This is a genomic window from Luteimonas sp. 100069, assembly GCF_003813845.1.
Classification (GTDB): domain Bacteria; phylum Pseudomonadota; class Gammaproteobacteria; order Xanthomonadales; family Xanthomonadaceae; genus Luteimonas; species Luteimonas chenhongjianii.
Map to the genome: position 1 here is coordinate 98503 of NZ_RPFN01000001.1, position 25343 is coordinate 123845.

At 69.4% G+C, this 25343-nt stretch carries 24 protein-coding genes, 1 tRNA gene and 1 pseudogene; 17 read left to right on the forward strand and 9 right to left on the reverse strand.

The genetic code is table 11. The annotated features are described in order from the left end of the window. Positions 1-3: 3 nt before the first annotated feature. Complete coding sequence (locus EGK76_RS00420; RefSeq protein WP_123831114.1) at positions 4-411, reverse strand: hypothetical protein; 408 nt, start codon at positions 409-411, stop codon at positions 4-6. A gap of 149 nt (positions 412-560) precedes the next feature. On the opposite strand from EGK76_RS00420, the gene dusA reads away from it, so the two are divergent. From dusA to EGK76_RS00440, 4 genes are all read left to right on the forward strand, one after another. Further along, positions 561-1595 (forward strand): tRNA dihydrouridine(20/20a) synthase DusA, encoded by a 1035-nt coding sequence (dusA, locus tag EGK76_RS00425; protein ID WP_123831115.1) that lies wholly within the window; start codon positions 561-563, stop codon positions 1593-1595. A gap of 123 nt (positions 1596-1718) precedes the next feature. Continuing rightward, positions 1719-2081, forward strand: a complete 363-nt coding sequence (locus EGK76_RS00430; protein WP_123831116.1) for a hypothetical protein — start codon at positions 1719-1721, stop codon at positions 2079-2081. 56 nt (positions 2082-2137) lie between these two features. Further along, positions 2138-2824 (forward strand): response regulator transcription factor, encoded by a 687-nt coding sequence (locus EGK76_RS00435; RefSeq protein WP_096296388.1) that lies wholly within the window; start codon positions 2138-2140, stop codon positions 2822-2824. An 86-nt stretch (positions 2825-2910) separates the two neighbouring features. After that, positions 2911-4326: an ATP-binding protein gene (locus tag EGK76_RS00440; RefSeq protein ID WP_233580116.1), complete on the forward strand. Its 1416-nt coding sequence runs from the start codon at positions 2911-2913 to the stop codon at positions 4324-4326. Here EGK76_RS00440 and EGK76_RS00445 read toward each other — a convergent pair. Together EGK76_RS00445 and EGK76_RS15585 are read right to left on the reverse strand one after the other, a co-directional pair. After that, positions 4245-5075, reverse strand: coding sequence for a M90 family metallopeptidase (locus EGK76_RS00445; RefSeq protein ID WP_233580178.1), 831 nt, complete (start codon positions 5073-5075; stop codon positions 4245-4247). The two genes, EGK76_RS00440 and EGK76_RS00445, sit on opposite strands and share 82 nt — an antisense overlap. Before the next feature lie 25 nt (positions 5076-5100). Beyond that, the gene (locus EGK76_RS15585; protein ID WP_233580117.1) at positions 5101-5367 is read right to left on the reverse strand and encodes a hypothetical protein; all 267 of its coding nucleotides are present in this window, start codon (positions 5365-5367) and stop codon (positions 5101-5103) included. Positions 5368-5476: 109 nt separating this feature from the next. Here EGK76_RS15585 and birA point away from each other — a divergent pair, with 109 nt between their 5' ends. From birA to EGK76_RS00495, 10 genes are all read left to right on the forward strand, one after another. After that, on the forward strand, positions 5477-6505 hold the full coding sequence (gene birA, locus EGK76_RS00450; protein WP_123831118.1) for a bifunctional biotin--[acetyl-CoA-carboxylase] ligase/biotin operon repressor BirA: 1029 nt from the start codon (positions 5477-5479) through the stop codon (positions 6503-6505). Beyond that, positions 6502-7251 (forward strand): type III pantothenate kinase, encoded by a 750-nt coding sequence (locus tag EGK76_RS00455; protein WP_123831119.1) that lies wholly within the window; start codon positions 6502-6504, stop codon positions 7249-7251. The genes birA and EGK76_RS00455 overlap by 4 nt, the downstream gene beginning before the upstream one ends. 9 nt (positions 7252-7260) lie before the next feature. Next, positions 7261-8004 carry a hypothetical protein gene (locus EGK76_RS00460; RefSeq protein WP_123831120.1) on the forward strand — a complete coding sequence of 248 codons (744 nt, stop codon included), beginning with the start codon at positions 7261-7263 and terminating at the stop codon, positions 8002-8004. Between the two features lie 29 nt (positions 8005-8033). Beyond that, positions 8034-8109, forward strand: a tRNA-Thr gene (locus EGK76_RS00465). A gap of 112 nt (positions 8110-8221) precedes the next feature. Beyond that, a complete protein-coding gene (rocF, locus tag EGK76_RS00470; protein WP_096296382.1) occupies positions 8222-9145 on the forward strand; it encodes an arginase in 924 nt (307 codons plus the stop codon). 156 nt (positions 9146-9301) lie between these two features. After that, a complete protein-coding gene (locus EGK76_RS00475) occupies positions 9302-9460 on the forward strand; it encodes an entericidin A/B family lipoprotein (protein ID WP_096296381.1) in 159 nt (52 codons plus the stop codon). Positions 9461-9662: 202 nt separating this feature from the next. After that, on the forward strand, positions 9663-9866 hold the full coding sequence (locus EGK76_RS00480; RefSeq protein ID WP_096296380.1) for a CsbD family protein: 204 nt from the start codon (positions 9663-9665) through the stop codon (positions 9864-9866). Positions 9867-10149: 283 nt separating this feature from the next. Further along, positions 10150-11469, forward strand: coding sequence for a tryptophan--tRNA ligase (locus EGK76_RS00485; protein WP_123831121.1), 1320 nt, complete (start codon positions 10150-10152; stop codon positions 11467-11469). Further along, entirely contained in the window at positions 11466-11777 is a 312-nt protein-coding gene (locus EGK76_RS00490) for a hypothetical protein (protein WP_096296378.1), read from the forward strand. The genes EGK76_RS00485 and EGK76_RS00490 overlap by 4 nt, the downstream gene beginning before the upstream one ends. A gap of 75 nt (positions 11778-11852) precedes the next feature. Further along, positions 11853-12785 (forward strand): MBL fold metallo-hydrolase, encoded by a 933-nt coding sequence (locus tag EGK76_RS00495; RefSeq protein WP_123831122.1) that lies wholly within the window; start codon positions 11853-11855, stop codon positions 12783-12785. 163 nt (positions 12786-12948) lie between these two features. Here the strand turns inward: EGK76_RS00495 and EGK76_RS00500 are convergent, their stop codons facing one another. Then, a complete protein-coding gene (locus EGK76_RS00500; RefSeq protein ID WP_123831123.1) occupies positions 12949-13332 on the reverse strand; it encodes a VOC family protein in 384 nt (127 codons plus the stop codon). Between the two features lie 156 nt (positions 13333-13488). Between EGK76_RS00500 and EGK76_RS00505 the strand changes: the two genes are divergently transcribed. Further along, the gene (locus EGK76_RS00505; RefSeq protein WP_123831124.1) at positions 13489-14319 is read left to right on the forward strand and encodes a DUF5694 domain-containing protein; all 831 of its coding nucleotides are present in this window, start codon (positions 13489-13491) and stop codon (positions 14317-14319) included. 72 nt (positions 14320-14391) lie between these two features. On the opposite strand, the pseudogene EGK76_RS00510 reads toward EGK76_RS00505, so the two are convergent. The 5 genes and pseudogenes from EGK76_RS00510 to EGK76_RS00530 all read right to left on the reverse strand — a co-directional run bounded on the left by EGK76_RS00510 (position 14392) and on the right by EGK76_RS00530 (position 19875). Next, a pseudogene (locus tag EGK76_RS00510) lies at positions 14392-15158 on the reverse strand (SDR family oxidoreductase). A 4-nt stretch (positions 15159-15162) separates the two neighbouring features. Next, positions 15163-16614: a dihydrolipoamide acetyltransferase family protein gene (locus EGK76_RS00515; protein WP_096296374.1), complete on the reverse strand. Its 1452-nt coding sequence runs from the start codon at positions 16612-16614 to the stop codon at positions 15163-15165. 175 nt (positions 16615-16789) lie between these two features. Further along, positions 16790-17821, reverse strand: coding sequence for an alpha-ketoacid dehydrogenase subunit beta (locus tag EGK76_RS00520; protein ID WP_123831125.1), 1032 nt, complete (start codon positions 17819-17821; stop codon positions 16790-16792). Continuing rightward, the gene (gene pdhA, locus EGK76_RS00525; protein WP_096296372.1) at positions 17818-18891 is read right to left on the reverse strand and encodes a pyruvate dehydrogenase (acetyl-transferring) E1 component subunit alpha; all 1074 of its coding nucleotides are present in this window, start codon (positions 18889-18891) and stop codon (positions 17818-17820) included. The genes EGK76_RS00520 and pdhA overlap by 4 nt, the downstream gene beginning before the upstream one ends. A 111-nt stretch (positions 18892-19002) precedes the next feature. Continuing rightward, a complete protein-coding gene (locus tag EGK76_RS00530) occupies positions 19003-19875 on the reverse strand; it encodes a tryptophan 2,3-dioxygenase family protein (RefSeq protein WP_096296371.1) in 873 nt (290 codons plus the stop codon). Between the two features lie 132 nt (positions 19876-20007). On the opposite strand from EGK76_RS00530, the gene EGK76_RS00535 reads away from it, so the two are divergent. Together EGK76_RS00535 and EGK76_RS00540 are read left to right on the forward strand one after the other, a co-directional pair. Then, positions 20008-23571, forward strand: a complete 3564-nt coding sequence (locus EGK76_RS00535; RefSeq protein ID WP_158613415.1) for a pre-peptidase C-terminal domain-containing protein — start codon at positions 20008-20010, stop codon at positions 23569-23571. A gap of 143 nt (positions 23572-23714) precedes the next feature. Then, positions 23715-25289: an AbgT family transporter gene (locus EGK76_RS00540; protein WP_123831127.1), complete on the forward strand. Its 1575-nt coding sequence runs from the start codon at positions 23715-23717 to the stop codon at positions 25287-25289. Positions 25290-25343 lie beyond the last annotated feature (54 nt).

The window sequence follows — 25343 nt, forward strand, 5'->3', positions numbered from 1 at the left end:
GATTCAGCGGGATCGCGGACGCAAGCGCTGCCGCCTGCGGCGCTCGGCCGCGCCGGCCCGGAACACGAAGCCGTGGAACTGCGCCAGGCACAGCGCCAGCAGTGTCCAGGCGATGTCGAGATTGAGATAGACGCCGACGGCGCGATTGAGCGCTCCCCATTCCGAACGCCGCAGCGCCAGGCTGCCCTCGCCGAAGATCGCATGCAGCGCCTGGCCGGTGGAGAGGGCCTGCCAGTGGCCGTCACGCAGCAGGCCGTAGCCACCGGTGCCGATGACGGCGACCACCGCCAGCGCCCATCCGCCGGCCAGCCACAACGCAGTGGCATGCAGCCCTCGCGCGCGGTCGATCAGCTGGATCGCGCCGAGCGACCACGCCAGCAGCATTAGCGTCAGGATCTGGGCGAAGACCATCGATGCCTCGGCTCGGGCGCGGCGGCGCAGGATCGCCGAACCAGCTCCGTCGTGGCATGAAGGGGTGGCGTGTATCCTGACGCCCCGCGCGCGGGCCTGGCGCGTCCAACGGCGCCGGTGCATCGCGGCCCCGGATTTTCCCAGCAGACATGACGACCGCAACGCCCACACCGCCCTCCGACCCTCGCGCCGCTGCATATGCAGCTTCGGTGCGTCTGTCGGTGGCCCCGATGATGGACTGGACGGACGTGCATTGCCGCCAGTTCCACCGCCTGCTCGCGCCCGGTGCGCGGCTCTACACCGAGATGGTCCACGCCCGCGCAGTGATCCATGGCGATCGCAGCCGCCTGCTGGCGCTGACGCCCGAGCAGGCGCCGCTTGCGCTGCAGCTGGGCGGCAGCGAGCCCGCCGATCTCGCCGAAGCGACCCGCATCGCGGCGGCGCATGGCTTCGACGAGGTCAACCTCAATTGCGGATGCCCGTCCGACCGGGTGCAGGCGGGGCGCTTCGGCGCCTGCCTGATGCGCGAGCCCGCCCTGGTCGCCGACTGCGTGGCGGCGATGGCGGCGGCCAGCGACGTGCCGGTGACGGTGAAATGCCGGCTCGGCGTGGATGAGGACGACGATTACGACGTGTTCGCGGCCTTCGTCGACGGCGCGGTCGCGGCGGGCGCCTCGATGATCGTCGTGCACGCGCGCAACGCCTGGCTGCAGGGGCTTTCGCCCAAGGAGAACCGGGATGTTCCGCCGCTGCGCTATGACTGGGCGCACCGGCTCAAGCGCGAACGGCCCGGCTTGCCGGTCGTGGTCAACGGCGGCATCGCGAGCCTGGACGCGACACTGGCGCACCTGAGGCAGGTCGACGGGGTGATGCTGGGCCGCGCCGCGTATCACGACCCGTATCTGCTGCACGCCATCGACGCCACCTTGCGCGGCGCGCCACTGCGCCCGAGGGGCGAACTGTTGCGTGCGCTGCGTCCCTACGCCGAGGCGAGCATGGCCGAGGGCGCGGCCCTCAAGCACATCGTGCGCCACGTCCTGGGCCTGTTCCACGGGCAGCCCGGTGGGCGCGCATTCCGTCAGGTCCTGAGCGAGGGCGCCCATCGTCCCGGCGCGGACTGGGGCCTGGTGGAGGAAGCCCTCGCCGTTACCGAGGTCCGCGCGCGCGACCGCAGCGCGGCGTGATCGTGGACCGGACGCGCGAAGCTGAATAGAGTCAGCCATGTCAACGAAAAGTTAAGGACGGATTCACTGCCCGGCCCCGACCATCCTTGCTCTCCTCTTCGACCTGTCCTCCAAGGAGCGGCCGTGTCTGTCCCCGAGCATCGAAGTCCGTTGTATGTCCTGGTTGCGCTGTTGCTCGGCGTGGTCTCGACGGGCGCGATCGCGCAGGCGCCGCAGCAGGACCCGGCCAGCCGGGGCGCCGACATGCGCACCTCGCTGCCGCGCCACGAGAGCGGTCGCCAGCGCTCGCAGGACTCGATGACCGCGTCGGTGCGACGGATCGAGCGCAACACCGGCGGTCGCGTACTCAGCATCGAACAGATGCACTCCGACGGCCGCGACCTCAATCGCGTCAAGGTGATGGACGACAGCGGGCGCGTGCGCATCTACGTGGATGATCCGGCCCAGCGCGACCGCGCGTCCCGTGCACGCGGCGACGACGATTGATCGTGCATCCTCGCCCCCATTCACGGCCGGTCCGGCCGTCAGACCGGAGTTGACCCATGCGAATCCTGCTCGTCGAAGACGAAGCCCCCCTGCGTGAGACCCTTGCCGCGCGTCTGAAGCGCGAAGGCTTCGCCGTCGATGCTGCCCAGGACGGGGAGGAAGGCCTGTACATGGGTCGCGAGGTTCCGTTCGACGTCGGCATCATCGATCTGGGGCTGCCGAAGATGTCCGGCATGGAACTCATCAAGGCCCTGCGCGAAGAAGGCAAGCAGTTTCCCGTGCTGATCCTGACCGCGCGTTCCAGCTGGCAGGACAAGGTCGACGGCCTCAAGCAGGGCGCCGACGACTACCTGGTCAAGCCGTTCCATGTCGAGGAGCTGCTCGCGCGCATCAATGCGCTGGTGCGCCGCGCCGCGGGCTGGAGCAAGCCGACACTCGAATGCGGCACGGTCATGCTGGATCTGGCAGCGCAGACGGTCAGCGTCGACGGCAAGAACGTCGACCTGACCAGCTACGAGTACAAGGTGCTCGAGTACCTGATGATGCATGCCGGCGAGCTGGTCTCGAAGGCCGATCTCACCGAGCACATCTACCAGCAGGATTTCGACCGCGACTCCAACGTGCTCGAGGTCTTCATCGGCCGCCTGCGCAAGAAGCTCGATCCCGATGGCACGCTCAAGCCCATCGAGACGGTGCGCGGTCGCGGCTATCGGTTCGCCATCCCGCGCAACGGCGAGGGATGATCCGGCGCCGCCGGCATTCCGCGCTGGCGTCGCATGCTCCGCTCGCGCAGCATGCGCGGCCGATGTGTACGAAGTTCTGAACCATGGTGGCTGATCGCCCACTGTCCGCACGCCTGCGCCCACGTTCGCTGCGGGCGCGGCAGTTGCTCGCCGCAAGTATCGGCCTGCTCGCCTTCCTGGCGCTCGCCGGCTATGCGCTTGATCGCGCCTTCATCGACGTGGCCAGTGAAGGCCAGCGCGAGCGGCTGCGCAATTACGTCTACTCTTACGCCGGCGACATCGAGTTCCTGCGCGGCGGCGAAATCTATCCCTCCGAGTCGCCGCCCGACGACCGCTTCCTGCGGCCGGGCAGCGGGCTCTACGCCGAGGTCGTACTGCCGTCGGGTACGTGGACCTCGCGCTCGGCGTCGGGTCCGCAGCTGCCCGAAGCGCCGATGCTGTCGGCGCGCGAAGAGAAGTTCGAAGGTCCGCTGCCGATGGTCCAGAGTAACGGGACCCCGGGCGAGGTCTACCGCTACGGTCTTGGGCTGGTGTGGGCGCCGGACGGCCGCAGCGAAGAGGAATTCCCCTACACCATCTACGTGATCGAGGACGCCGGCATCGTGCCGCGTCAGCTGCGTGTCTTTCGTGCGGCGCTGTGGGTGAACCTGGGCGTCGCGGGTGTGATCCTGCTGCTGCTCCAGGGCCTGATCGTGCGCTGGAGTCTGTGGCCGCTGCGGCGCGTGGAGCAGGAACTCGTACGCGTGCAGCGCGGCCAGGCCGAGCGCATGGGCACCCAGCATCCGCACGAGCTGCAACCGCTGACCGAAAGCATCAATGCGCTGATCGACAGCGAGCGCGAGCACCTCGCCCGGCAACGCAACACGATGTCCGACCTCGCGCACAGCCTCAAGACACCGCTCGCGGTGCTGCGTTCGCGCCTCGACGCGGGCACCGGAGATGCCGAACTGCGCGAAGAGGTGGAGACCCAGTTGCAGCGCATGAGCGATCTGGTGACCTACCAGCTCGCGCGCGCCGCCTCGAGCGGCCATCAGCTGTTTTCCGCGCCGATCGAGATCGAGCCGCATGCCGAGCAGATCGTGCGCGGCCTGGAGAAGATCTACGCGGCCAAGGGCACGGTCTGCGAGTTCGAGATCGACCCGAGCGCGCGCTTCCACGGCGAGCCCGGCGACCTGCAGGAACTGCTGGGCAACCTGCTGGAAAACGCCTTCAAGTGGGCGAAGTCACGGGTGCTGCTGACCGTGCGGCCCGGCGACACCGCACCCAACCGCCGTCCGGGGTTGGTGCTGATCGTCGAGGACGACGGTCCGGGCATTCCGCCCGACCGCGTGGCCGCGGTCCTGCAACGCGGCGTGCGCGGCGACGAGCGCGTGCAGGGCCATGGCATCGGCCTGTCGATCGTGCAGGACCTCGTCCACAGCTATCGGGGCGAACTGAGCGTAGGCCGGTCCGAGGAACTCGGCGGCGCCTGTTTCTCTGTGCGGTTGCCGCCGGGCTTCTGATCGCGGGTCGCGAACGGCGAGGCGCCGTAGAAGCGGACCAGGTGCGCGGCGACATCGGGCAGTACCTCGGCCAGCAACGCTGGCGCGCTGAAGTGGTATTCGCTGCAGACCGCGAAGAACTCTTCCGGTGCCTCGGCCGCGTAGGGATCGATCGGCATGTCCTCGCCGGCGTCCACGCGTTCGACGAAGGCATCGAAGCTGCGCTGGAAATCGCGCGCCCAGGCGCGCTGCCACTCGCGTGGCAGCGGCGGAGTGCCGTCGAGCAGGCCGTCGAGGACGTCGATCTTGTGCGCCATCTCGTGCACTGCCACGCAGAAGCCGGCATCGGGCTCGGCGATGTCGGCCTGCACGTCGGCCCAGGACAGCACAAGCGGCCCGCTGTCCCAGGACTCGCCGATCAGCTCGTCCTCCCATTCGTGCATCACCCCCGCCGCGTCGAGATGACTGCGGTTCACCCGGAACGCCTCGGGATACACGATCAGCTGCGACCAGCCATGCAGGCCTTGCGCGCCGAACTCGAGCAGCGGCAGGCAGCACAGTGCTGCCAGCGCGACCCGCGCCTCGCTGTCGAGTTCCAGGCCGGCGACCGGAGTGATGGTCTTGTCGTGGAGGAAGGCGCCGCTGAGCGTGCGCAGCCGTTGCCGACGCGCGTCATCGAGCGCGGCCACCCAGGGCAGGCGCTCGCAGGCTGCAGCCCAGGGAACATCGGGAATGGTGGGTGGCGCGCCCGGAAACAGGCGGCGGATCAGCGAACGCACGTGCCGGCAACGCGCCTCAGCGGAACATGCCCGGCAGGAAGCTGTGCCAGCGCGTGCCGCGGACGGTGTGCTCGACCTCGCCGCCGCCGTTGGCCGCGGGCCGTGATTTCGTCGCGCTGGCGGCGGGCGCACTGCGCACGCTTCCGGTGTCGAGCACCGCTTCTGCCTGGCCGGTGGCGGGAGGACACAGCGCCTCGGCGCCCGCCTCGGCGCGCGCATCGCGTGCGATGACCGGCAGGCTCGCGCCCAGCAGCAACAGGCAGACCATCAAACGTGCGGACATCGGAACCCCCGGCGGAAGCGGTGCGCAGCCGACCGATCATACCCCAGCCTCGGGGGCGTCGTGCACAACAGCGGGCGACACCCGTCGCCGGCTCGCCGATAATCCTTCGATGCCTTCCTTCCCGCCGCCGTCGGCGCCAGCCGATCCCACGCCCGAGCGCACCCTGCTGCAGCGACTCATCGCCGGGCCGGTCTCGGGGGACGTGCTGGCGCGCGAGTCGGGACAGACGCGTGCCGCGGTGTGGAAGCGGATCAGCCTGCTGCGCGAGGCCGGCGTGCCGATCGTCGCTCGGCCGGGCGTCGGCTACGCGCTGGCGCAGCCGCTCTCCCTGCTCGACGCCGACGCGATCCGTGCCGCGCTGCCTGCGGATGCGCGCGCGCGGCTCTCGTCGCTCGAGGTGGCCTGGAGCGTGGACTCGACCAACGCGCAGTTGCTGCGACGTCCCATGCCCGGCGCCCTTGCGCAGGTGCTGCTGGCCGAGCGCCAGACCGGCGGGCGTGGCCGGCGCGGGCGCGAGTGGCAGTCGCCGCTGGGCGCGCATCTGTACCTGTCGCTGCAGCGCGGCTTCGAGGGCGGGCTGGCGCGTCTGGGCGGGCTGAGCCTCGTCGCGGGCGTCGCCGCGGTGGAGGCGATCCACGGCCTCGGCATCGGCGCGGTGCGGCTGAAGTGGCCCAACGATCTCGTCGTCGCCGGGGCCGATGGGGTGCGCAAGCTCGGCGGGATCCTGGTCGAGGGCGGGGGCGAGCATGCGGGTCCGGCGCGCGCCGTGCTCGGGATCGGCATCAATGTGCGCATGCCCGAGGCCCAGGCCGCCTTGATCGACCAGCCCTGGACGGACCTGACGCGGTGCGGCGGCAGCGCCGTACCGACCCGCGACAGTCTGGCCGCAGCCGTGCTGGGGGCCTGGTTGCCGGCGCTCGACCTGTTCGACCGCGAAGGCCTGGCCCCGTTCCGCGAACGCTACGCGCGGATCGATGCGCTTTCGGGGGCAGAGGTCGAGATCCACACGGAGGCCGCGCCGGTGCGCGGCATCGCCGCGGGCATCGCCGACGACGGCGCGCTGCAGGTCGAGATCGATGGCCTGCTGCGCGCCTTCCACGCCGGTGAAGTCAGCGTGCGCAGGACCGGCGCCGCATGAGCACCTGGCTGTTCGACTTGGGCAATACACGGCTGAAGTTCGCCCCGCTTGCCGACGACGGGGACATCGGCCCGGTGCAGGGCACCGCGCATGGGGACGGCGGATTCGATGCCGGATGGCTCGATGCCCTGCCGGCGCGGATCGACGTTGCGATCGTCGCCAGCGTCGCCGCGCCCGCGCTGCGGGCGATCCTGCTCGATGCGCTGGCGGCCCGTGGCGCCCGGGTGCAGCTTGCGCAGACCCTGCCCGCGCTCGACGGCCTGCGCATCGCCTATGCGGACCCGGCGCGGCTGGGTGTCGACCGGTTCCTCGCACTGCTCGCCGCGCAGGCCGATGGGGTTTCGACGCTGGTGGTCGGGGTCGGTACCGCGCTCACCGTGGATCTGATCGACGACGCGGGGCGCCACCTCGGCGGCCGGATCGCGCCGTCGCCGTCGCTGATGCGCGAGGCCCTGCATCGCCGGGTCGCCCAGCTCCCGCCGAGCGGTGGCGCCTATGCGGAGTTCGCCGCCGATACCGAAGATGCGCTGGTGTCGGGATGCGAAGGCGCGGCGCTCGGCCTCGTCGAGCGCAGTCGGACGGAGGCGCACGCGCGTCTGGGCGCCATGCCACGGCTGCTGCTGCATGGCGGTGGTGCCGCCGCCTTGCGCGCGCGGTTACCTGGCGCGCATTGGCGCAGCGACCTGGTGCTGCACGGACTCGCGCGCTGGTACCGTGCGATCGGTTCCGCCCGGCGGGAAGCTTAGGATTCGACCATGTTGCTGCGCGCGCTCGTTGTCCTGCTGGTGATCCTCAATCTCGGCGTCGCCGCCTGGTGGTCGCTGCGCGCCGCAGCGGTGGAGGTCGTTGCGGCCGATACGGCGGAATCGACCCTGCAGCTGGCGCGGGAGGTTGCAGGGCCCGGCTCTGCAGGGTCGGATCGCGGCGAGGCGCAAGGCGCCGTGTCGGCCGGAGGCAAAGCGCTGGAGCCGGCGGTGACACGGATGTCGGCCGCGTCGCCGAACGCCCCCGTCTCACCGCGTCCGGCAGATCCTCCGCAATGCGCCACCCTGGGGCCGTTCGACACCGCGGCCGCCCGGGACGCGGCGCTGCAACGGATCGCACCCGACGTGGTCCGTGTCGCCTCGCGCGAGGTTGGTGACGCATCCCGCGGCTGGCGGGTGTGGATGGCGCCGCTGCCCGACCGCGCCGCCGCGGGCCAGATGGTCGCGCGCCTGCTGGAAGCAGGCTTCAACGACTACTACATCATTGCCGACGGCCCCGAGGCCAACGCCATCGCCTTGGGCCGTTTCGGCGGCGAGTCCGGCGCGCGCGCACGGGCGCAGGCGCTGCGCGCAGCCGGCTTCGAGGTGGTTGCCATGCCCATCCCCAATCCCCAGCAGCGCCACTGGATCGACGCGATGCTGGCCGACAGCGACACCACGGCATCGCTGCGCGATCGCGCCGGTGCGCCGCGTGTCGAGCCGCACGCGTGCAACCCGAAGTGGGATGCAGGTTAGAATCCCCGCGCGGCGCCGCCGCATGCCATGCCGGCATAGCTCAGTTGGTAGAGCAACCGCCTTGTAAGCGGTAGGTCCCCAGTTCGAATCCGGGTGCCGGCACCAGTTCCGATGCCGCCCGCGCCTTCGCGCATGTTCGCGCCCCCCGCGGTTGCCCGGTGTCGATGCCATCCCACCGCCGTCGGCACGTGGCGGTCGCGCCTCGCGAGGAGCACTCATGCAGCAGACGTATCCCCCGGTCTCGATCTTCGGCGTGCCCACCGATGTCGGCGCAGGTCGCCGCGGTGCTTCGATGGGGCCGGAAGGTCTGCGGGTCGCCGGACTGGTCGAGGCGCTGATCGCGCGCGGCGTGGATGTCGCCGATCTGGGTGACCTCAAGGGTCCGAAGAATCCGTGGACCGGCCCGCACGACGGCTATCGACACCTCGAGGAAGTCGTTGCGTGGAATCGCGCGGTGCTCGAGGCGTCGACGGCCGAACTCGCGCGCGGGCGCATGCCGGTGATGCTCGGCGGCGACCATTGCCTGGCGATCGGCTCGATCGCCGCGGTGGCCAACCACTGCCGCAGCCAGGGTCGCAAGCTGCGCGTGTTGTGGCTCGACGCGCATACCGATTTCAATACCTCGCAGATCACCCCGTCGGGCAACGTCCACGGCATGCCGGTGGCCTGCCTGTGCGGCATCGGCCCGGACGTGCTGACCACGCTGGGCGGGGCGTCGCCGTCGATGCAGGTCTCGCAGTTCCGGCAGATCGGCATCCGCTCTGTCGATCCCGACGAGAAGCGCATGGTCAAGGAGCACGGCCTGGACATCTACGATATGCGCTACATCGACGAAGTCGGCATGCGCCGGGTGATCGAGGAGGCGCTGGAGGGGGTGGATGCGGGCACGCACCTGCATGTGAGCTTCGATGTCGACGTGCTCGATCCGACGATCGCGCCGGGTACGGGCACCCCGGTCCCCGGCGGCATCAACTACCGCGAAGCGCAGCTGGTGATGGAAATGATCGCCGACAGCGGGCGCCTCGGTTCGCTCGACATCGTCGAGGTCAACACCGCGCTCGACCAGGGCAATGCCACCGCCGAGCTGGCTGTGGACCTGGTGGAGAGCCTGTTCGGCAAATCCACCCTCATGCGCGACTGAGCAACGGGACGTCACATCCTGCATGCAATATTGAACAGGGCGCTCGGGCGCGGCTCGCGATGCACGCCGCGTTCACGAGGCGCCTTCCTATAGTCGCGCCATGGTTGCGGATACCCGCAGCTGTTCGCAACGACCCGGAACTCCCTGGAGGATTCAATGAAGCGTACGACCGCACTGCTGCTGCTCGCCCTGTTCACCGCCGGCACCCTGAGTGCCTGCAACACCATGAAGGGCGCTGGCCAGGACGTCCAGAAGGTTGGCGAGAAGGTTGAAGAAAGCGCGGACCGGACCGGTGGCACGACCACGCGCCCCTGATTCGACCGCTGTGGAGAAAAGGCCGGCAATGCCGGCCTTTTTTTTTGGGGGGCGGCGTTCTACCTGAGCGGGCACTCAGCGAGGTGACGGCCGACTCACGAACTCTCGACCCGGCAATCATGTGTGCCAAGTCAGGATGGATCCCGATATCCGGGCCACGCAAAACCCGCTCGGATCATCCCCACCACACACAGGAAAACCCATGAACAAAGACATCATTGCCGGCAAGTGGACGCAGTTGAAAGGCAGGGCGCAGGCCAAGTGGGGCGACCTGACCGATGACGTATTCGACGTGGTGGCCGGCGACAGCAAATATCTCGCGGGCAAGCTGCAGGAGCGATACGGCTGGGAACGCGACCGTGCCGAAAAGGAAGTGCGCGAGTTCGAGAAGACGCTCAACGACTGACCACTGCGCGCATCGCGCGGAAACGGACGGACCGGTCACCCCGGTCCGTTCGCTTGTGCGGGTTCGCGGCCGGTTGAGCGCGGGCCGGGGCTGTTCTCCGGATCCGGCTTGCAATCGATCATGCGAAGCCCCGACCGGCGGTATCTGGCGGGGCGGCCTGCCTGGCACGAATGATCGGGGGTCCGGGCTTCGTGTTCACCAGGGGCTGGTCACGCCGGCATCGGCCGGGTCGGGCGGCACCAGCGGTTAGACTGCAGGCCTGTTATCCGCCTTCCGCGAACCCATGACCCAGCGCCCCATCCGTGTCCTGACCGGCATCACCACGTCAGGCACGCCGCATCTCGGCAACTACGTCGGCGCCGTGCGACCTGCGATCGCCGCCAGCCGTGCGGCTGATACCGAAAGCTTCTATTTCCTTGCCGATCTGCACAGCCTGATCAAGGCGCAGGATCCGGCGCGCACCCAGCGCTCGACGCTGGAGATCGCGGCGACCTGGCTTGCGGCCGGCCTGGATCCGTCGAAGGTGTGGTTCTACCGCCAGAGCGACGTGCCCGAGACCACGGAACTGATGTGGCTGCTGACCTGCGTCGCCGGCAAGGGCATCCTCAACCGGGCGCATGCGTACAAGGCCGCTGTCGACAAGAATCGCGCCGAGGGCGAGGACGATGACGCCGGGGTGACCGCAGGCCTCTTCATGTATCCGGTGCTGATGGCCGCCGACATCCTGATCTTCAACGCCGACCGGGTGCCGGTGGGCCGCGACCAGATCCAGCACATCGAAATGGCGCGCGATTTCGCCCAACGCTTCAACCATGTCTATGGCCGCGACTGGTTCACGTTGCCGGAAGCCGCGATCGACGAGAACGTCGCCACCCTGCCGGGTCTCGACGGCCGCAAGATGAGCAAGAGCTACGACAACACCATCCCGTTGTTCGTACCGCCCGCCCAGCTGAAGAAGCTCGTGTTCTCGATCCTCACCGACTCGCGCATGCCCGGCGAGGCGAAGTCGACCGAAGGTTCGGCGCTGTTCCAGCTCTACCAGGCATTCGCGACGCCCGACGAAACCGCGGGCTTCGCGGCGGCGTTCGCCGACGGCATCGGCTGGGGCGATGCCAAGCAGCAGCTGTTCGATGTCGTCGAACGCGAGATCGCGCCGATGCGGGACCGCTACGAGACCCTGATCACCAGACCCGGCGACATCGAGGACATCCTGCGCGATGGCGGCCAGCGTCTGCGCGAGCGCTACGCGATTCCGCTGCTGCGCGAACTGCGCGACGCGGTCGGTCTGCGCAACCTCGGCAGCGCGGCCTCGCTTCCGTCCGACGCGCCCGCGTCCGCCAAGGCCGCGCCGCCGATGTTCAAGCAGTACCGCGAGGCCGACGGGAAGTTCTACTTCAAGCTCGTCGACGATGATCGCGTGCTGATGCAGAGCAGTGCATTCGATGCGCCGCGTGATGCCGGCCAGATGATCGCGCGCCTGCGCCGCGGTGAGCTCGCACTTGCGGACGCACCGGCCACGTTCGGCGTCGGGGTCGATGCCGCCACCGTGCAGGCCGCGCTCGATGCGCTGGCCGCCGCCGACGCCGAGAAGGCCACGTCGTGAGCCCGACAGTCGCCCAGAATCTTGCACTGCTGCTGTTCCTGCCGTGGTTCCTGATTCTCGGCACGCTGTTCTGGGTGTACCCGCGCCAGCCGCGCGGCGCGCGCCGCGTGGTGTTCGACATGGTCAGTCTCGCCGTCTCGGTGGGCGCCTTCCTGCTGTCGATCCATTGGGCGTACGCGGTCGCCGATCGCGGCCACGGCTCGATGTGGGCGCAGATCCTCGCGACCGCCGTGGGCTACGGTGTGTTCCTCGCAGTGCTCGGCGTCGCCTTCGCGCTGCGCGCGCGCGTGCTGCGGCGCCGCGGCTGAAGCTTCGACCAAGGCCGTATCGGGCGTCGACACCACGCGTCCTAGACTGTCCTCTCTGTTCAACGGGAGATCTGGATGCACGATCCAAACGCGATCACGATCATCGACACCGGCTATGTCCGCCCGGGCCTGTGCGCCGCCTATCTCGTTGAATCCGGTGGCCGCGCTGCGCTGATCGACTGCGGCACCGCGACCTGCGCGCAGACCGTGCTCGATGCGATCGAGGCAGCTGGCGTGTCACGCGACGCGGTGGACTGGCTGATGGTCACGCACGTGCATCTCGACCACGCCGGCGCCGCCGGCCCGCTGATGCGCGCGCTGCCGAACGCGAAGCTTGTCGTGCACCCGCGCGGCGCGCGGCACATGATCGACCCGACGCGGCTGATCGCCGGCGCGAAGGCGGTCTATGGAGAGGCGATGTTCGCGCGTGACCACGCCGGCATGCTGCCGGTGGCCGAAGATCGCGTGGTAGTCGCCGAAGACGGACACGTCGTCAAGCTCGCCGACCGCCCGCTGCTGTGCATCGACACGCCGGGCCACGCACTGCATCACTACAGCGTCTGGGACGCGGCCACGCGCAGCTGGTTCGCTGGCGACACCTTCGGCCTCTCATATCGCGAGTTCGACGGGTCTTCCGGTGCATTCGCGGTGCCGACGACCTCGCCGGTGCAGTTCGACCCGCAGCAGATGCACGACTCGATCGAGAAGTTGCTCGCCCGCGCGCCCGACACGATCCGCATCGCGCACTACGGCGAGGTCGACGACTGCGTGCGTCTGGGCGCCGACCTTCACGAACAGATCGATGCGATGGTGGCGATCGCCCGCGACGCGCACGGGCACGCCGACCGCCATGCGCGCATCGTCGGGGGGCTGACGCGTCTCTACACGACGCGCGCGCGCGACCACGGCATCGAGGACGCGTCCTCGCGCGTGGTCGAGGTCCTCGGCAACGACATCGAGATCAACGCCCAGGGCCTGGCGGTGTGGCTGGACCGCGCTGTGCGCTGAGGAAAAAGCGCTGTGGCGCGCAGTGCCTGTGCGGCTCCCAATCGCAATCGCGCGCCGTGCCTGGTGGAGTTTCGTTGTACTCGCCTTGGGGGCGGGTACGGCCGGGGCGTCATCCCGAAGCGCAGCGACGTCGGGCCGCGGCCTCAGCGGCAGACGGCGCGTATCAGTCCCAGCGGCTCGTATGGGCTCCGAACTGCGCGCGCTGCGGACGCACCACGCAGAAACGATGGCCACTCGGCGCCTCCATCACCCACCAGCGTTTGACGAAGGCGATCTTCTTCGCCCCCAGCGCTTCCAGGCGATCGGCCTCGGCGTCGATGTCGTCGGACTCGATGTCGAGATGGATGCGCGATGCATGGTCGACCTTCTGCAGCAGCAGGATCGGCTCGTCGTCCGCGGTTTCGAGCACCGCGTAGCGGCCGTCGCCATCCTCGTCGGCGGTCGCGACCGGCTTGCCGAGCGCGCGGCTCCAGAATTCGACATGCGGCGCCAGATCGTCGACCTCGCAGTCGAGAACGAACGTGGACAGGCGGCTCTGGTGGGACATCGGAGATCCTTCGGCACGGGCGGTAGGCCGGAGCATCGCGCGTGTTCCGTATCCACTGCGTGGCGCCTATGACCTATGGCAGGTGAGCGACGGCCGTGAGTGCGTCAGCTTCGCGTCAGTGCGGGCGCTGCCGCCCGCCATTGCCGGAGTCGTGCCATGTCCCCCGTTCGGACTGCTGCCATCACCCTGGGATTGTTCGCGTCGACGCTCGCCGAGCCTGCGGCCGCGGCGTCGCCGCGGGCGGAGTTCCTTTTCGTCGGCAGCTACCACATGGACAATCCCGGGCGGGACGTGGTGAACGTCGTGGCCGACGACGTGCTCGGCGCAAAGCGCCAGCGCGAGATCGAGGCGGTAGCGGAGCAGCTGGCCCGGTATCGGCCTACGAAGGTGATGATCGATGCAGGCGCCGATCGACAGCCGCGCATCGACCGCGACTATGCAGCCTCGTGTGCAGGCGAGCGGCCGCTTCGGCGCAGCGAGACCGAACAGCTCGGCTTTCGTATCGCCTGCGCCGCGGGACTGCCAACGGTCTTCGCGGTGGATGCCGACGATCTCGCGCCGGGCGTCGAACCGGCCAGCATCGACTACACCGCAGCCCTCGCGGGGACCGGGCAGCAGCCGGCGTATGACGCGTTCCTGGCTGAGATGCAGGCCTGGTCCGAGGCGGACAAGCGCGTGCTCGCATCGGGCACCGTGCGCGAGATGCTGCGTCATCTCAATGCGGACCCGTGGCGGGCGGAGAATGGGCGCAGCTACCACGCCCTCGCGCAGTTCGGCAGCGTGGACGATCTGGTCGGCGCGCGCTGGGTGCGCTACTGGTACGGGCGCAACCTGGCGATCTTCAATTCGATCGCGCGCGGGACCGGCGACGGTGACCGCGTGCTGGTGATCTACGGCGCCGGCCACGGCAACCACCTGCAGCAGATGGCGGCCGACTCCGGCCTTTACCGCATGCATGCCGCGGATGCGTGGTTGTCGCCTCCCTGAGCGAAGCGGGGCGCAGCACGACGGCGCCGGCGCGAAGCTGAGTTTCCCGCCTGGCGAGTCTGGCGTCCCGCGCTAGACGCCGAGCGACTGCCCGCCGTCGACCGCGAGCATCTGGCCGGTGATCCAGCGCGCCTGTGGTCCGCACAGGAACAATGCGGCCGCAGCCACATCCTGCGCCGTGCCGAGCCGCCGAACGGAATCGAGTCGTGGATGCGTGCGGACAAGTCGGATCGCTGTCGGCGCGTCGCGCCCACAGCCCGTCAGGGAACTCGATCGATCCGGGCGCGATGGCGTTCACGCGGATGCGCTCACGCGCGAGGTCGGCGGCCAGCGTCGTGGTGTAGTAGTTCAGCGCGGCTTGAGCGTCGAATAGCCGGCGCGCGCGGCGTCGGATTCAGCGTGTTGATCGAACTCACGTTGAGGATCGCCGGGGCGGGGCTGCGCCGCAGCTGCGGAAGCGCAGCGCGGTTGCAGCGCACCGCAGCCATCAGGTCCACATCGAAGCCGGCCTGCCATGCGGCGTCGCCCTGTGCGTGCGAGAGCGCCGAGGCGTTGTTGACGACGATGTCGATGCCGCCGAGCGCGTCCTCGGCCGGCCCGACCCAGGCGTCGATCTGCGATGCGTCGGCCAGGTCGCAGGCGACCGGATGCACCGGGCGGCCGTGGCGGGCGAGGGCGTCGGCCGCGCGTCGCAGGCCGGCCGTGTCGCGTGCGCACAACGACACGGCAGCACCCTCGCGCGCGAACGCATCGGAGATCGCGAATCCGATGCCGCGGCTGCCGCCGGCCACGAGGACGCGACGGCCCGCAAACGCTGGCGCGGCCACGTTGCCGGTCATCGACTCAGTTCGGCAGCGCCAGATCGTCGAGCATCGCCTTGAGGAAGCGCGCGGCCTCGCCGCCGGTCGCGGCGCGATGATCGAAGGTCAGCGACAGCGGAATGACCTTGTGCGATTCGAAGCCGCCGATCACCGGGGTGATCTGGTGGCGGCCGCGGCCGGCGGCGACGATCGCCACGCACGGCGGCACCACGACCGGAGTCGCGTAACGGCCGGCGAACATGCCGAAGTTCGACAGCGAGATCGTGTAGCCGGTCAGTTCGCTGCCCGGGATGCTGCGGTCCTCGACCTGTGCGCGCAGGCGATTGATGCCTTCGCGCACGCCGCGTGCGTCGAGCATGTCGGCATTGCGCAGCGCCGGCACGAACAGGCCGTCGTCGGTGTCGACGGCGATACCGATGTCGACGTGCGGATGCAGGGTGCGGGTGAGCTTGTCGCCGTCGAACCATGCGTTGAGCGCCGGCACCGCGCGCGCGGCCACGCAGATCGCGCGGATCAGGCGCGAGGTCACGTCGTTGCCGGGCGTCCAGGCGTGGATGTCGGCGTCGTCGCTGAGCGTCGTCGGCACGACCTTGGCGTGCGCATCGGCCATGACCCGCGCCATGTTGCGGCGCACGCCCTTCAGCGGTTCGGGCTGGCCGGAGGCCGAGACCGTCGGCGGCTGGGTCCTCATCGGCTTGCCCGACGCCGACAGCGCGGTGCGTTCGCTGGCCTGGCGTACCGGCTGCGCTGCGGGCGCCGGGGCCGGGCGTGCATGACTGGCAGCCGATTCCAGCTCGCCGCTGCGCGGGCCCGGCGCACCCTGGGCGGCGCTGCCGTCGGCGGCTGCCTGCTTGACGTCCGCCATCGTCACCACCCCGTCGGCGCCGCTGGGACGCACGCGGACGATGTCCACTTTGAGCTTGCGCGCGAGCGCGCGTACCGCCGGCATCGCCTTGACGCCACCGGCCGAGCTGGCCTGCTCGCTGCGCACCGCATCGGAGGACTGCATCGCGCCGACAACCGTGCCGCTGTCGGCGCGGCCGCCGGCCGCTTCGGACTTCGCTTCCGGCTGCGCCTCGTCACTGGCGCTGATCGCGCCGCCTTCGCTGGACGCGACGACCTTGTCGTCGGGCGCCGGGTCCTGGCTGCCGACGCCCTTGCCGGGCGTGGACTTGGGGGGGCCGTGATGGTGGCCGGTGTCCTGGCCCTCGGCGCGCTGCGGCTGGCTGATATCGATCTCGAACTCGGCCAGGATCGCGCCGGTCTCGATGATGTCGCCGGGCTCGCCGGCGAGCCGGAGCACCCTGCCCGAGACCGGGGAGGGCACGTCGACGACCGCCTTGGCGGTTTCCATCGAGACCAGTGCGTCATCGAGGCGGATCGTGTCGCCGACCTTGACCGCCCATTCGACGATCGTGGCATCGGGCAGGCCTTCGCCGAGATCGGGAAGGCGGAAGGAAGTGGGATTGGCCATGGTGTCGTTCCGTAGCGCGGGTCGCGACCCGCCGTAGATGGGGTGCAGGCAGGCGGCGCCTGCCGTCGGAATATCCGCTGCGGATGCCGCGTCCGCGTGCCCTGTGGTGTACCGCATCCGCGGGGCTGTGCGCGTCATGCGCGGCATGGGCGCCGGCGGACCGGCGCCCGGGACTTCAGCCCGCCGCCATCGCCCGCTTCGCGGCGGCGACGATCTTGTCCACGCTCGGCAGGTACTTCATTTCCAGGCGGAACAGCGGGATGTGGGTGTCGAAGCCGGTCACGCGCTCGACCGGTGCGACGAGGTCGAACATCGACTCCTCGGCCAGGCGCGCGGCAATCTCGGCGCCGAATCCGGCGGTCTTGGGCGCCTCGTGCACGATCACGCAACGGCCGGTGCGGGCGACCGACTCGGCGATGGTGGCGAAGTCCAGCGGCTTGAGCGTGGCGACATCGATGACCTCGGCGCTGATCCCTTCGCCGGCCAGCACGTCGGCCGCTTCCAGCGCCTCCTTGACCTGCGCGCCCCAGCTGACCAGGGTCACGTCGGTACCGTCACGCAGCACGTAGCACACGTCCAGCGGCAGTGCCTCGCCGTCGTCGGCGACCACTTCCTTGTACTGGCGGTAGATGCGCTTGGGCTCGAAGTAGATCACCGGATCGGGCTCGCGGATCGCGGCGAGCAGCAGGCCGTAGGCACGCGCCGGCGACGAGGGCATGACCACGCGCAGGCCCGGCACATTGGTGAAGATCGACTCGTTGGCCTCGCTGTGGTGCTCGGGCGCGCGGATGCCGCCACCCCAGGGCACGCGCAGCACCATCGGGCAGGTCAGGCGGCCGCGGGTGCGGTACCGGAAGCGCGCGGCGTGGCAGATGATGTGGTCCACCATCGGGTACATGAAGCCGTCGAACTGGGCTTCCGCGACGGGCTTCATGCCCATTGCGGCCATGCCCACGGTCAGGCCGGCGATCGTGGTCTCGTCGAGCGGCGTATCCAGCACCCGGTCGGCGCCGAACTGCTGCTGCAGCCCCGCGGTCGCGCGGAACACGCCGCCGTTGACGCCGACGTCCTCGCCGAGCACGACGACCGAATCGTCATGGCGCAGCTCCCAGGCGAGCGCCTGGGTGATGGCTTCGATCAGGGTGATCGCGGTCGGGGTGTCGGGCTTCTCGGTCCCGGCCATGGGCTTGCTGGCGACGGCGCTCATGCGCGGCCCTCCGCGGCAATCGCCTGCGCACGCTGCTCCAGCAGGTCCGGTGGCGGGTCGGCGTAGAGGTAATCGAACATCGCTTCCACCGGCTGTACCTTCAGTTCCAGGTAGGCATTGATCTCGACATCGATGCGCCGGGTGCAGTCGGCGATCCAGTCCTTTTCCTGGGCCTCGTCCCACAGGCCCTGGGCGGTCAGATAGGTGCGCAGGCGGGTCATCGGATCGCGCGTCCAGGCGTCCTTGACCTCGGCCTCGTCGCGGTAGCGGCGGGCGTCGTCGGCGGTGGTGTGGTCGTGCAGGCGATAGGTCATGAACTCGATGACGCTGCCGCCTCCGCCACTGCGCGCGCGCTCGAGCGCCCGGCGCATGCCCTCGAGCACGGCGACGAGGTCGTTGCCGTCGACCTGCAGGCAGTGCAGACCGCCGGCCAGGCCCTTCTGCGCCAGCGTCGGCGCCCCGGTCTGCGACTTGCGCGGCACCGAGATCGCCCAACCGTTGTTGACGATGCACTGCACGAACGGCAACCCGTAGGCGCCGGCGGAGTTGATCGCGGCGTAGGTGTCGGTCTTGGAGCTGCCGCCGTCACCGCAGCAGGTCACCGCCACGCGCTTCTCGCCGCGCAGCTTGAACGCCAGCGCGGCGCCGGCCGCGTGCAGGCACTGGGTGGAAATCGGCACGCACCACGGGAAATCGGTGCGCTGGTTCTCGAAGTCGTTGCCGCGCTCGTCGCCGCCCCAGTACATCAGGATCTCGCGCGGCTGCACGCCGCGCATGATCTGCGCGCCGTACTCGCGGTAGCTGGGCGCGAACACGTCTTCCGGCGCCATCGCCGCGCCGATGCCCACGTGCGTGGCTTCGTGGCCGAGGCAGGCGGCATAGGTGCCGAGCTTGCCGGTGCGCTGCAGGGCGATGGCCTTGCTGTCGAAGGTGCGCACGAACAGCATCTGCTTGAACAGCGGCAGCAGCTGGGCGGGGTCTGCGAAGGCTTGCGGGAATTCGGCGACGGGCGTGCCGTCCGGGCCGAGGTACTGCAGGTATTCGATCTCGAATGAAGCGACGACGGTCATGGTGGCAACCGGTCCGGGACAATGGTTGCCGATGATAACTTTCGCTCCGTTAAGAGGCGTTGCGCGCTGCCGCATGACGGCAGGCGACCCGATGGCGTATGGGCGCGGCGATCAGGCGTCGCTGCCGCGACCCGGCCCCAGATGGGTGCGCACTTCGAACAACTCGGGGAAGAACGTCAGCTCCAAGGCCTGTTGCAGGAAGCCCACGCCGCTCGAACCACCGGTGCCGCGCTTGAAGCCGATGATGCGCATCACCGTGCGCATGTGGCGGAAGCGCCACAGCTGGAACTGGGTTTCCAGGTCCACCAGGTCCTCGCACAGCGAGTACTCCCGCCAGTAGCGGTTGGTGTCTTCGTAGATCGTCTCGAACACCGGCACCAGCGCTGCGTCGAAGGCATGCGGTTCGCGCCAGTCGCGGTCCAGGTGGGGCGCGGTGACGGGGTGCCCCCAGCGGGCGAGATAGCGCAGGAACTCGTCGTAGAGGCCGGGCGCCTCGAGCGCGGCCCGCAGGCCGGCCTGGCCGTCGGGGTCGTGCGCGAAGACATCGAGCATCGCCGCGTTCTTGTTGCCGAGCAGGAATTCGACCGTGCGGTACTGCAACGACTGGAAACCCGAGGACGGACCCAGCACGTCGCGGAATTCCATGTATTCGGCCGGCGTCATCGTCTCGAGCACCGACCATTGCTCGGTGAGCTGCCGCAGCACCTGCTTGCAGCGCGCCAGCACCTTGCGGCAGCGCCACACCTCGTCCCGGCGCAGATGGCCGATCGCCGCGGAAAGCTCGTGGATCATCAGCTTCAGCCACAGCTCCGACACCTGGTGCTGGATGACGAACAGCATTTCGTCGTGGTGCGGCGGCTCCGACAGCGGTTGCTGGGCGTCGAGCAGCAGATCCAGGCGCAGGTAGCCGCCGTAGGTGATGCGGCCCGAGAGGTCGCGGTGGATGCCCGCCTCGAGCGGGCGCTGGTTGCGGTCGATGGTCATCGGCGCAGCGTACCAGTGCCGGGCGTACTGACGCGCCGTGGCGGGATGTGTCGCCCCGCGTCATGCAAACGACATCGGGGCGCGGCACACTGCTCGCAGGGCGCTGTCGCCCGGGGATTTCGGGGTTCTCGCATGAACAGGACGACCGGAGGGCTGTTGTCGGCCCTGCTGCTGTGCGGCGCGGCCGGCACCGCGCACGCGGACATCGTGATCAGCCAGGCCTACGGGGGCGGCGGCAACAGCGGCGCGCCGCTCAACGCCGACTTCGTCGAGCTGTTCAACAGCGGCGACCTGCCGGCCCCGCTGGGCGGCAAGTCGGTCCAGTACGCCAGTGCGACCGGAACCGGCAACTTCGGCGCAGGCGCGGGCCAGATCGTGGTGCTGCCCGATGTCGAGATCCCGGCCGGCGGCTATTACCTCGTGGGCCTGGCCGGCGGCGCCAATGGCGGCCCGCTGCCGACGCCGGATGCGAGCGGCACCATCAACATGTCCGGCAGCGCCGGCAAGGTGGTGCTGGCCGACACCCCCACCTCGCTCGGCTGCAACGGCGGCAACAACGCCTGCAGTCCGGCGCAACAGGCGCTGATTCTCGACCTGGTCGGATTCGGCAATGCGAACTTCTTCGAGGGCAGTGCGCCCGCGCCGGCGACAAGCAACAGCACAGCGATCCTGCGCGCCGGCGATGGCTGCACCGACACCAACGACAACGTCGCGGATTTCGCGACCGGTGTGCCCGCGCCACGCAACAGCGCGAGCATTCCCAACGTCTGTAGTGGCGGCGGCACGCTGTATATCAGCATCGGCGACGCCAGCGGCGCGGAGGGCGACAGCGGCACGACGCCGTTCTTCCTCACCATCTCGCTGAACCAGCCGGCCGGCCCGGATGGCGTCAGCTTCGACTACGCGACCGCTGACGGCACCGCGACCGCCGCCGACAGCGACTACATCGCCCGTTCGGGGTCGCTCGCGTTCGCCGAGGGCCAGCGCGAGCTCACGATCGACGTGCCGGTGGTCGGCGACACCAGGGTCGAGCCAGACGAAGCCTTCTACGTCAATCTCGGCAACGTGGTCGGTGCAGACGTGGCCAAGGGCCAGGGCGTCGTCGCCATCCTCAACGACGACGTGACCACGCTGCCGATCCACGCGATCCAGGGCAGCGGCGAGCGCTCGCCCGTCGAGGGGCAGCCGGTCGCGACCACGGGCATCGTCACCGGGCGCAAGAACAACGGCTTCTTCGTCCAGACGCCCGGCGGCGAAAACGACGGCGATCCGGCGACATCGGAAGGCCTGTTCGTGTTCACCAGCAGCGCGCCCTCGGCCGATGCCGCGGTGGTGGGCAACAAGGTGCTGGTGCAGGGCACGGTGACCGAATACGTGCCGGCTGCCGATCCGCTGCAGCTGCCGCTGACCCAGATCGCCAATGCCTCGGTGGTCAAACTGTCGGAAGGCCATGCGCTGCCACCGGCAGTCGTGCTGACGGACGACATGCCCAGTACGGATGGCGGCCTCGCCCAGCTCGAGCACCTTGAAGGGATGCGGGTCACCGCGCCCGGCTTCACCGTCGTCGCGCCGACCACCGGCAACACCAACGAGGCGCAGGCGACCGGCAGCAGCAATGGCCGCTTCGCCGTCGTCGTCACCGGTACGCCGCGTCCGTTCCGCGAGCCGGGCATCCAGATTCCGGATCCCGATCCGCTGGGCAGTAGCGCACCGGACATCCCGCGCTGGGACTACAACCCCGAACTGATCGCGGTCAACAGCACCACCATCGGCGCACCGGCCGCCGATCTCGCCGCCGGTTGCCGCATCACCGGTGGTTCGCTGACCGGTCCGCTCGACTACAGCTTCCGCCGCTACACGATCTATCCGGAAGGCGCGCTCACCAGCGACTGCACGGGCGCTGGCGAGCCGCGTCCGTCGGCGCTGCCCGGTCCCGACCACTTGACATTCGCGACCTACAACCTGCAGCGCTTCTTCGACACGGTCAACGACGCCAACAGTGGTCCGACGCTGACGCCGGCCGCGCTCGAGCGGCGCCTGTCGAAGGCCTCGATCGGCATCCGCGCGTATCTGCACGCGCCGGATGTCGTCGGCGTCACCGAGGTCGAGAACCTGGCGGTGCTGCGCACGCTGGCCGAGCGCATCAACGCCGATGCGGTCGCCGCCGGCCAGCCGGATCCGCGCTACGTCGCCTATCTGGAAGAAGGCTTCGATGTCGGCGGCATCGATGTCGGCTTCCTGGTCAAGACCGCGTCGGTCGGCAGCGTCGCCCGCATTGCGGTGGGGTCAGTCCAGCAGCAGGGTGCCGACGAGGTGCTGGTCAACCCGAACGGCTCGACCAGCGTGCTCAACGATCGCCCGCCGCTGGTGCTCGACGCCGAAGCGCACTTCGCCGACGGCCGCCGCTATCCGTTCACCGCGATCGTCGTGCACCAGCGTTCGCTGAGCGGGATCGAGGACGATGCCGCGGGCAGCAACGGCTGGGCGACCGCCGGCCAGCGCGTGCGCGACAAGCGCCAGAAGCAGGCCGAGTACCTGGCCACGCTGATCGACGGCATGCAGAAGGACGATCCGACGCGCCAGATCGTCGTGCTCGGCGATTTCAACGCGTTCGAGTTCAACGACGGCTACGTCGACGGCATGGGCACGGTCACCGGCCTGCCGTCGCCCGACGCCGAAACCGCGGTCGACAATGACGGCGCCGTGCTGATCGCTCCCTCGCTGCTCAACATGACGCTGGAGGCGGCCAACGAGGAACGCTACTCCTTCGTGTTCGACTACCAGGCCCAGTCGCTCGACCATGTGCTGGTGAACCAGGCGGTGGTGGATTCGCCGATGGTCGCCGGCCTCGACATCAGCCATGCGCGCATCAACGCCGACTTCCCCGAAGTCGCGCGCAACGATGCGGACACGCCGACGCGCCTGTCCGACCACGACCCGACGGTGTTGCTGGTGCGTCTGCAGCCGGCGACGGTCGCCGATCTCGGCATCACGGTCGCGGCCGCGAATACGGAAGTGTTCGCCGGTGACACGCTCGCGTTCAACGCCATCCTGCGCAATGCCGGCCCGGATGCCGCGCAATTCCCGGGCTTCGGCGCAGTGCTGGATGCGGAGCTCGACGATCTGACGGTCACGCCGCCAGCCGACTGGAGCTGCGAGGCCCCTGAAACCGGCGATGGCAAGACGTCGCTGGCATGCAGCAGCGAAACACTCGGCAACGCTGCGCAGGCGCTGTTCGCACTGTCGGCGGCTGCGCCAGACTCGCGGATCGACGAGACCGTGACGCTGACGGTCGCGGCGACCTCGCAGACGCACGATCCCGACGAGACCGACAACAGCGCGACCGCGTCGGTGTCGGTGGTCGAGCATCCGGCGGCGGCCGCGCAGCCGCTGGTCAACGGCGTGCAGGTCGGCGGCATCGAAGGCGCGGCCGGCGAATCGCGCCTGTTCCGGATCGACGTGCCGGCCGGCGCGCGCAACCTCCGCATCCTCACCGCCGGCGGTACCGGAGACGTCACGCTGTATGCCAGCCACGAAGTCCTGCCGACCGCGGACGACTGGCAGCTGCGTTCGCAGCGTCCCGGCAACAACGAGACGGTGACGCTCGCAGTGCCGCAGGCGGGTACCTGGTACGTGCACGTGCTCGGTCTGCGCGCCTTCGCCCGGGTGACAGTGCGCGCGAGCTACACGCCGTGACCGGCACGTCCTGACCGGCGCGTCGGTGTGGAATCCGGACCTCCGGCCTGCGCCGGCGGTCTGGTTTTCGGCCTGTGGCACCGGGGCGGCGCGCTGGGCCGGACTGCTAGGATGCAGGGTTGCAGCCACAGGGGACGTCCCGAATGAACCAGCCTTCCTTGGACATCACAGCGCCGCGCGGCGCGATCGCCAGGTTCCTCGATGCGGTCGAACGGGTCGGCAACAAGCTGCCGGATCCGGCCGTGCTGTTCCTGGGATTGATGCTGGTGGTCTGGGTGGTGTCGGCGCTGCTGGCGAACGTCAGTTTCGCCGAGATCGATCCCCGCAGCGGCGATCCGATCCAGATCCGCAACCTGCTTGCCGGCGCCAGTTTCACCACTTTCATGGCGGACATGGTCCGCACCTTCGTGACCTTCGCGCCGCTGGGCGTGGTGCTGGTGGCGATGCTCGGTCTGGGCGTCGCCGAGCACACCGGCTTCATCAATGCCGCGCTGCGCGCGGTGCTGTCGATCACGCCGAAGATGCTGCTGACGCCGATGCTGATCGCGGTCGGCATCTTCAGCCACGTCGCGGTCGACGCCGGCTACGTGCTGGTGATCCCGCTGGGCGCGGTGATCTTCTACGCGGCCGGCCGGCACCCGCTGGCGGGCATCGCCGCCGCATTCGCAGGCGTGTCCGGCGGCTTTTCGGCGACCATCATTCCGTCGAGCCTCGACCCGCTGCTTGCGGGACTGACCCAAGAAGCGGCCAATCTCATCGATCCGTCCGTGGTGGTGAATCCTCTCAACAACTATTACTTCACTACGGCGTCGACCGTGCTGGTCGTGCTGGTGGGCTGGTTCCTCACCGACCGCATCCTCGAGCCGCGCCTGCGCGGCACGCCGGTCGATGGCGATGCCAGCGACATGCCCTCGATGGAGACGCTGACCGCGCCCGAGCGGCGCGGCCTGTGGCTAGCGGTGCTGGCGATGATCGCGGTGGCAGTGGCGGTCGCCGCAACCGCGATGGGCGCCGGGTCGGCCTGGCGCGCGCCGGCCGATGCGCCGTCCGGGGCGGGTGAACTGCTGGTCGCGACGGCGCCGCTGATGCAGTCGATCGTGCCGCTGATCTTCATCCTGTTCCTCGTGCCGGGCATCGTCTACGGCTATGCCTCGGGCACGGTGAAGAGCCACCGCGACATCATTGCCGGCATGAGCAAGGCGATGGGGGGCATGGGCTACTACATCGTCATGGCGTTCTTCGCCGCGCAGTTCATCTACGCCTTCGGCCAGAGCAACCTCGGCGCGCTGCTCGCGATCAAGGGCGCCAACGGCCTGCAGGCGCTGGGCCTGCCGACCGGCGTGACCCTGGTCGGCATCGTGCTGCTGTCGGGCGCCGTCAACCTGCTGGTGGGCTCGGCCTCGGCCAAGTGGGCGCTGATCGGCGCGATCATGGTGCCGATGCTGATGCAGCTGGGCATCTCGCCCGATCTCACCCAAGCCGCGTACCGGGTGGGCGATTCGAGCACCAACATCATTACGCCGCTGCTGCCCTACTTCCCGCTGATCGTGGTGTTCTGCCAGCGCTACGTGAAGTCGAGCGGCATCGGCACGCTGCTGGCCCTGATGCTGCCGTTCTCTATCGCCCTGCTGGTCACATGGTCGGCATTCCTGCTGGCCTTCTGGGCGCTCGGCCTGCCGCTGGGCGTCGGCGCGAGCTACGTCTATCCCGCGGGCTGAATGCGCGAAGCGGGCGTGCAGCGGGTTGCGCTGCGGCCCGCTCCGGGTCCCGGG

Coding starts and splice junctions, on each gene's coding strand:
- EGK76_RS00515 (WP_096296374.1), bottom strand. CDS start 16,614: ATGGCCAATCCCACTTCCTTCCGCCTTCCCGATCTCGGCGAAGGCCTG.
- EGK76_RS15585 (WP_233580117.1), bottom strand. CDS start 5,367: ATGTCCGCACGTTTGATGGTCTGCCTGTTGCTGCTGGGCGCGAGCCTG.
- EGK76_RS00500 (WP_123831123.1), bottom strand. CDS start 13,332: ATGTCCCACCAGAGCCGCCTGTCCACGTTCGTTCTCGACTGCGAGGTC.
- EGK76_RS00495 (WP_123831122.1), top strand. CDS start 11,853: ATGCACGATCCAAACGCGATCACGATCATCGACACCGGCTATGTCCGC.
- EGK76_RS00530 (WP_096296371.1), bottom strand. CDS start 19,875: ATGACCATCGACCGCAACCAGCGCCCGCTCGAGGCGGGCATCCACCGC.
- EGK76_RS00475 (WP_096296381.1), top strand. CDS start 9,302: ATGAAGCGTACGACCGCACTGCTGCTGCTCGCCCTGTTCACCGCCGGC.
- EGK76_RS00460 (WP_123831120.1), top strand. CDS start 7,261: ATGTTGCTGCGCGCGCTCGTTGTCCTGCTGGTGATCCTCAATCTCGGC.
- EGK76_RS00520 (WP_123831125.1), bottom strand. CDS start 17,821: ATGAGCGCCGTCGCCAGCAAGCCCATGGCCGGGACCGAGAAGCCCGAC.
- dusA (WP_123831115.1), top strand. CDS start 561: ATGACGACCGCAACGCCCACACCGCCCTCCGACCCTCGCGCCGCTGCA.
- EGK76_RS00435 (WP_096296388.1), top strand. CDS start 2,138: ATGCGAATCCTGCTCGTCGAAGACGAAGCCCCCCTGCGTGAGACCCTT.
- EGK76_RS00480 (WP_096296380.1), top strand. CDS start 9,663: ATGAACAAAGACATCATTGCCGGCAAGTGGACGCAGTTGAAAGGCAGG.
- EGK76_RS00455 (WP_123831119.1), top strand. CDS start 6,502: ATGAGCACCTGGCTGTTCGACTTGGGCAATACACGGCTGAAGTTCGCC.
- EGK76_RS00420 (WP_123831114.1), bottom strand. CDS start 411: ATGGTCTTCGCCCAGATCCTGACGCTAATGCTGCTGGCGTGGTCGCTC.
- birA (WP_123831118.1), top strand. CDS start 5,477: ATGCCTTCCTTCCCGCCGCCGTCGGCGCCAGCCGATCCCACGCCCGAG.
- rocF (WP_096296382.1), top strand. CDS start 8,222: ATGCAGCAGACGTATCCCCCGGTCTCGATCTTCGGCGTGCCCACCGAT.
- EGK76_RS00505 (WP_123831124.1), top strand. CDS start 13,489: ATGTCCCCCGTTCGGACTGCTGCCATCACCCTGGGATTGTTCGCGTCG.
- pdhA (WP_096296372.1), bottom strand. CDS start 18,891: ATGACCGTCGTCGCTTCATTCGAGATCGAATACCTGCAGTACCTCGGC.
- EGK76_RS00535 (WP_158613415.1), top strand. CDS start 20,008: ATGAACAGGACGACCGGAGGGCTGTTGTCGGCCCTGCTGCTGTGCGGC.
- EGK76_RS00485 (WP_123831121.1), top strand. CDS start 10,150: ATGACCCAGCGCCCCATCCGTGTCCTGACCGGCATCACCACGTCAGGC.
- EGK76_RS00540 (WP_123831127.1), top strand. CDS start 23,715: ATGAACCAGCCTTCCTTGGACATCACAGCGCCGCGCGGCGCGATCGCC.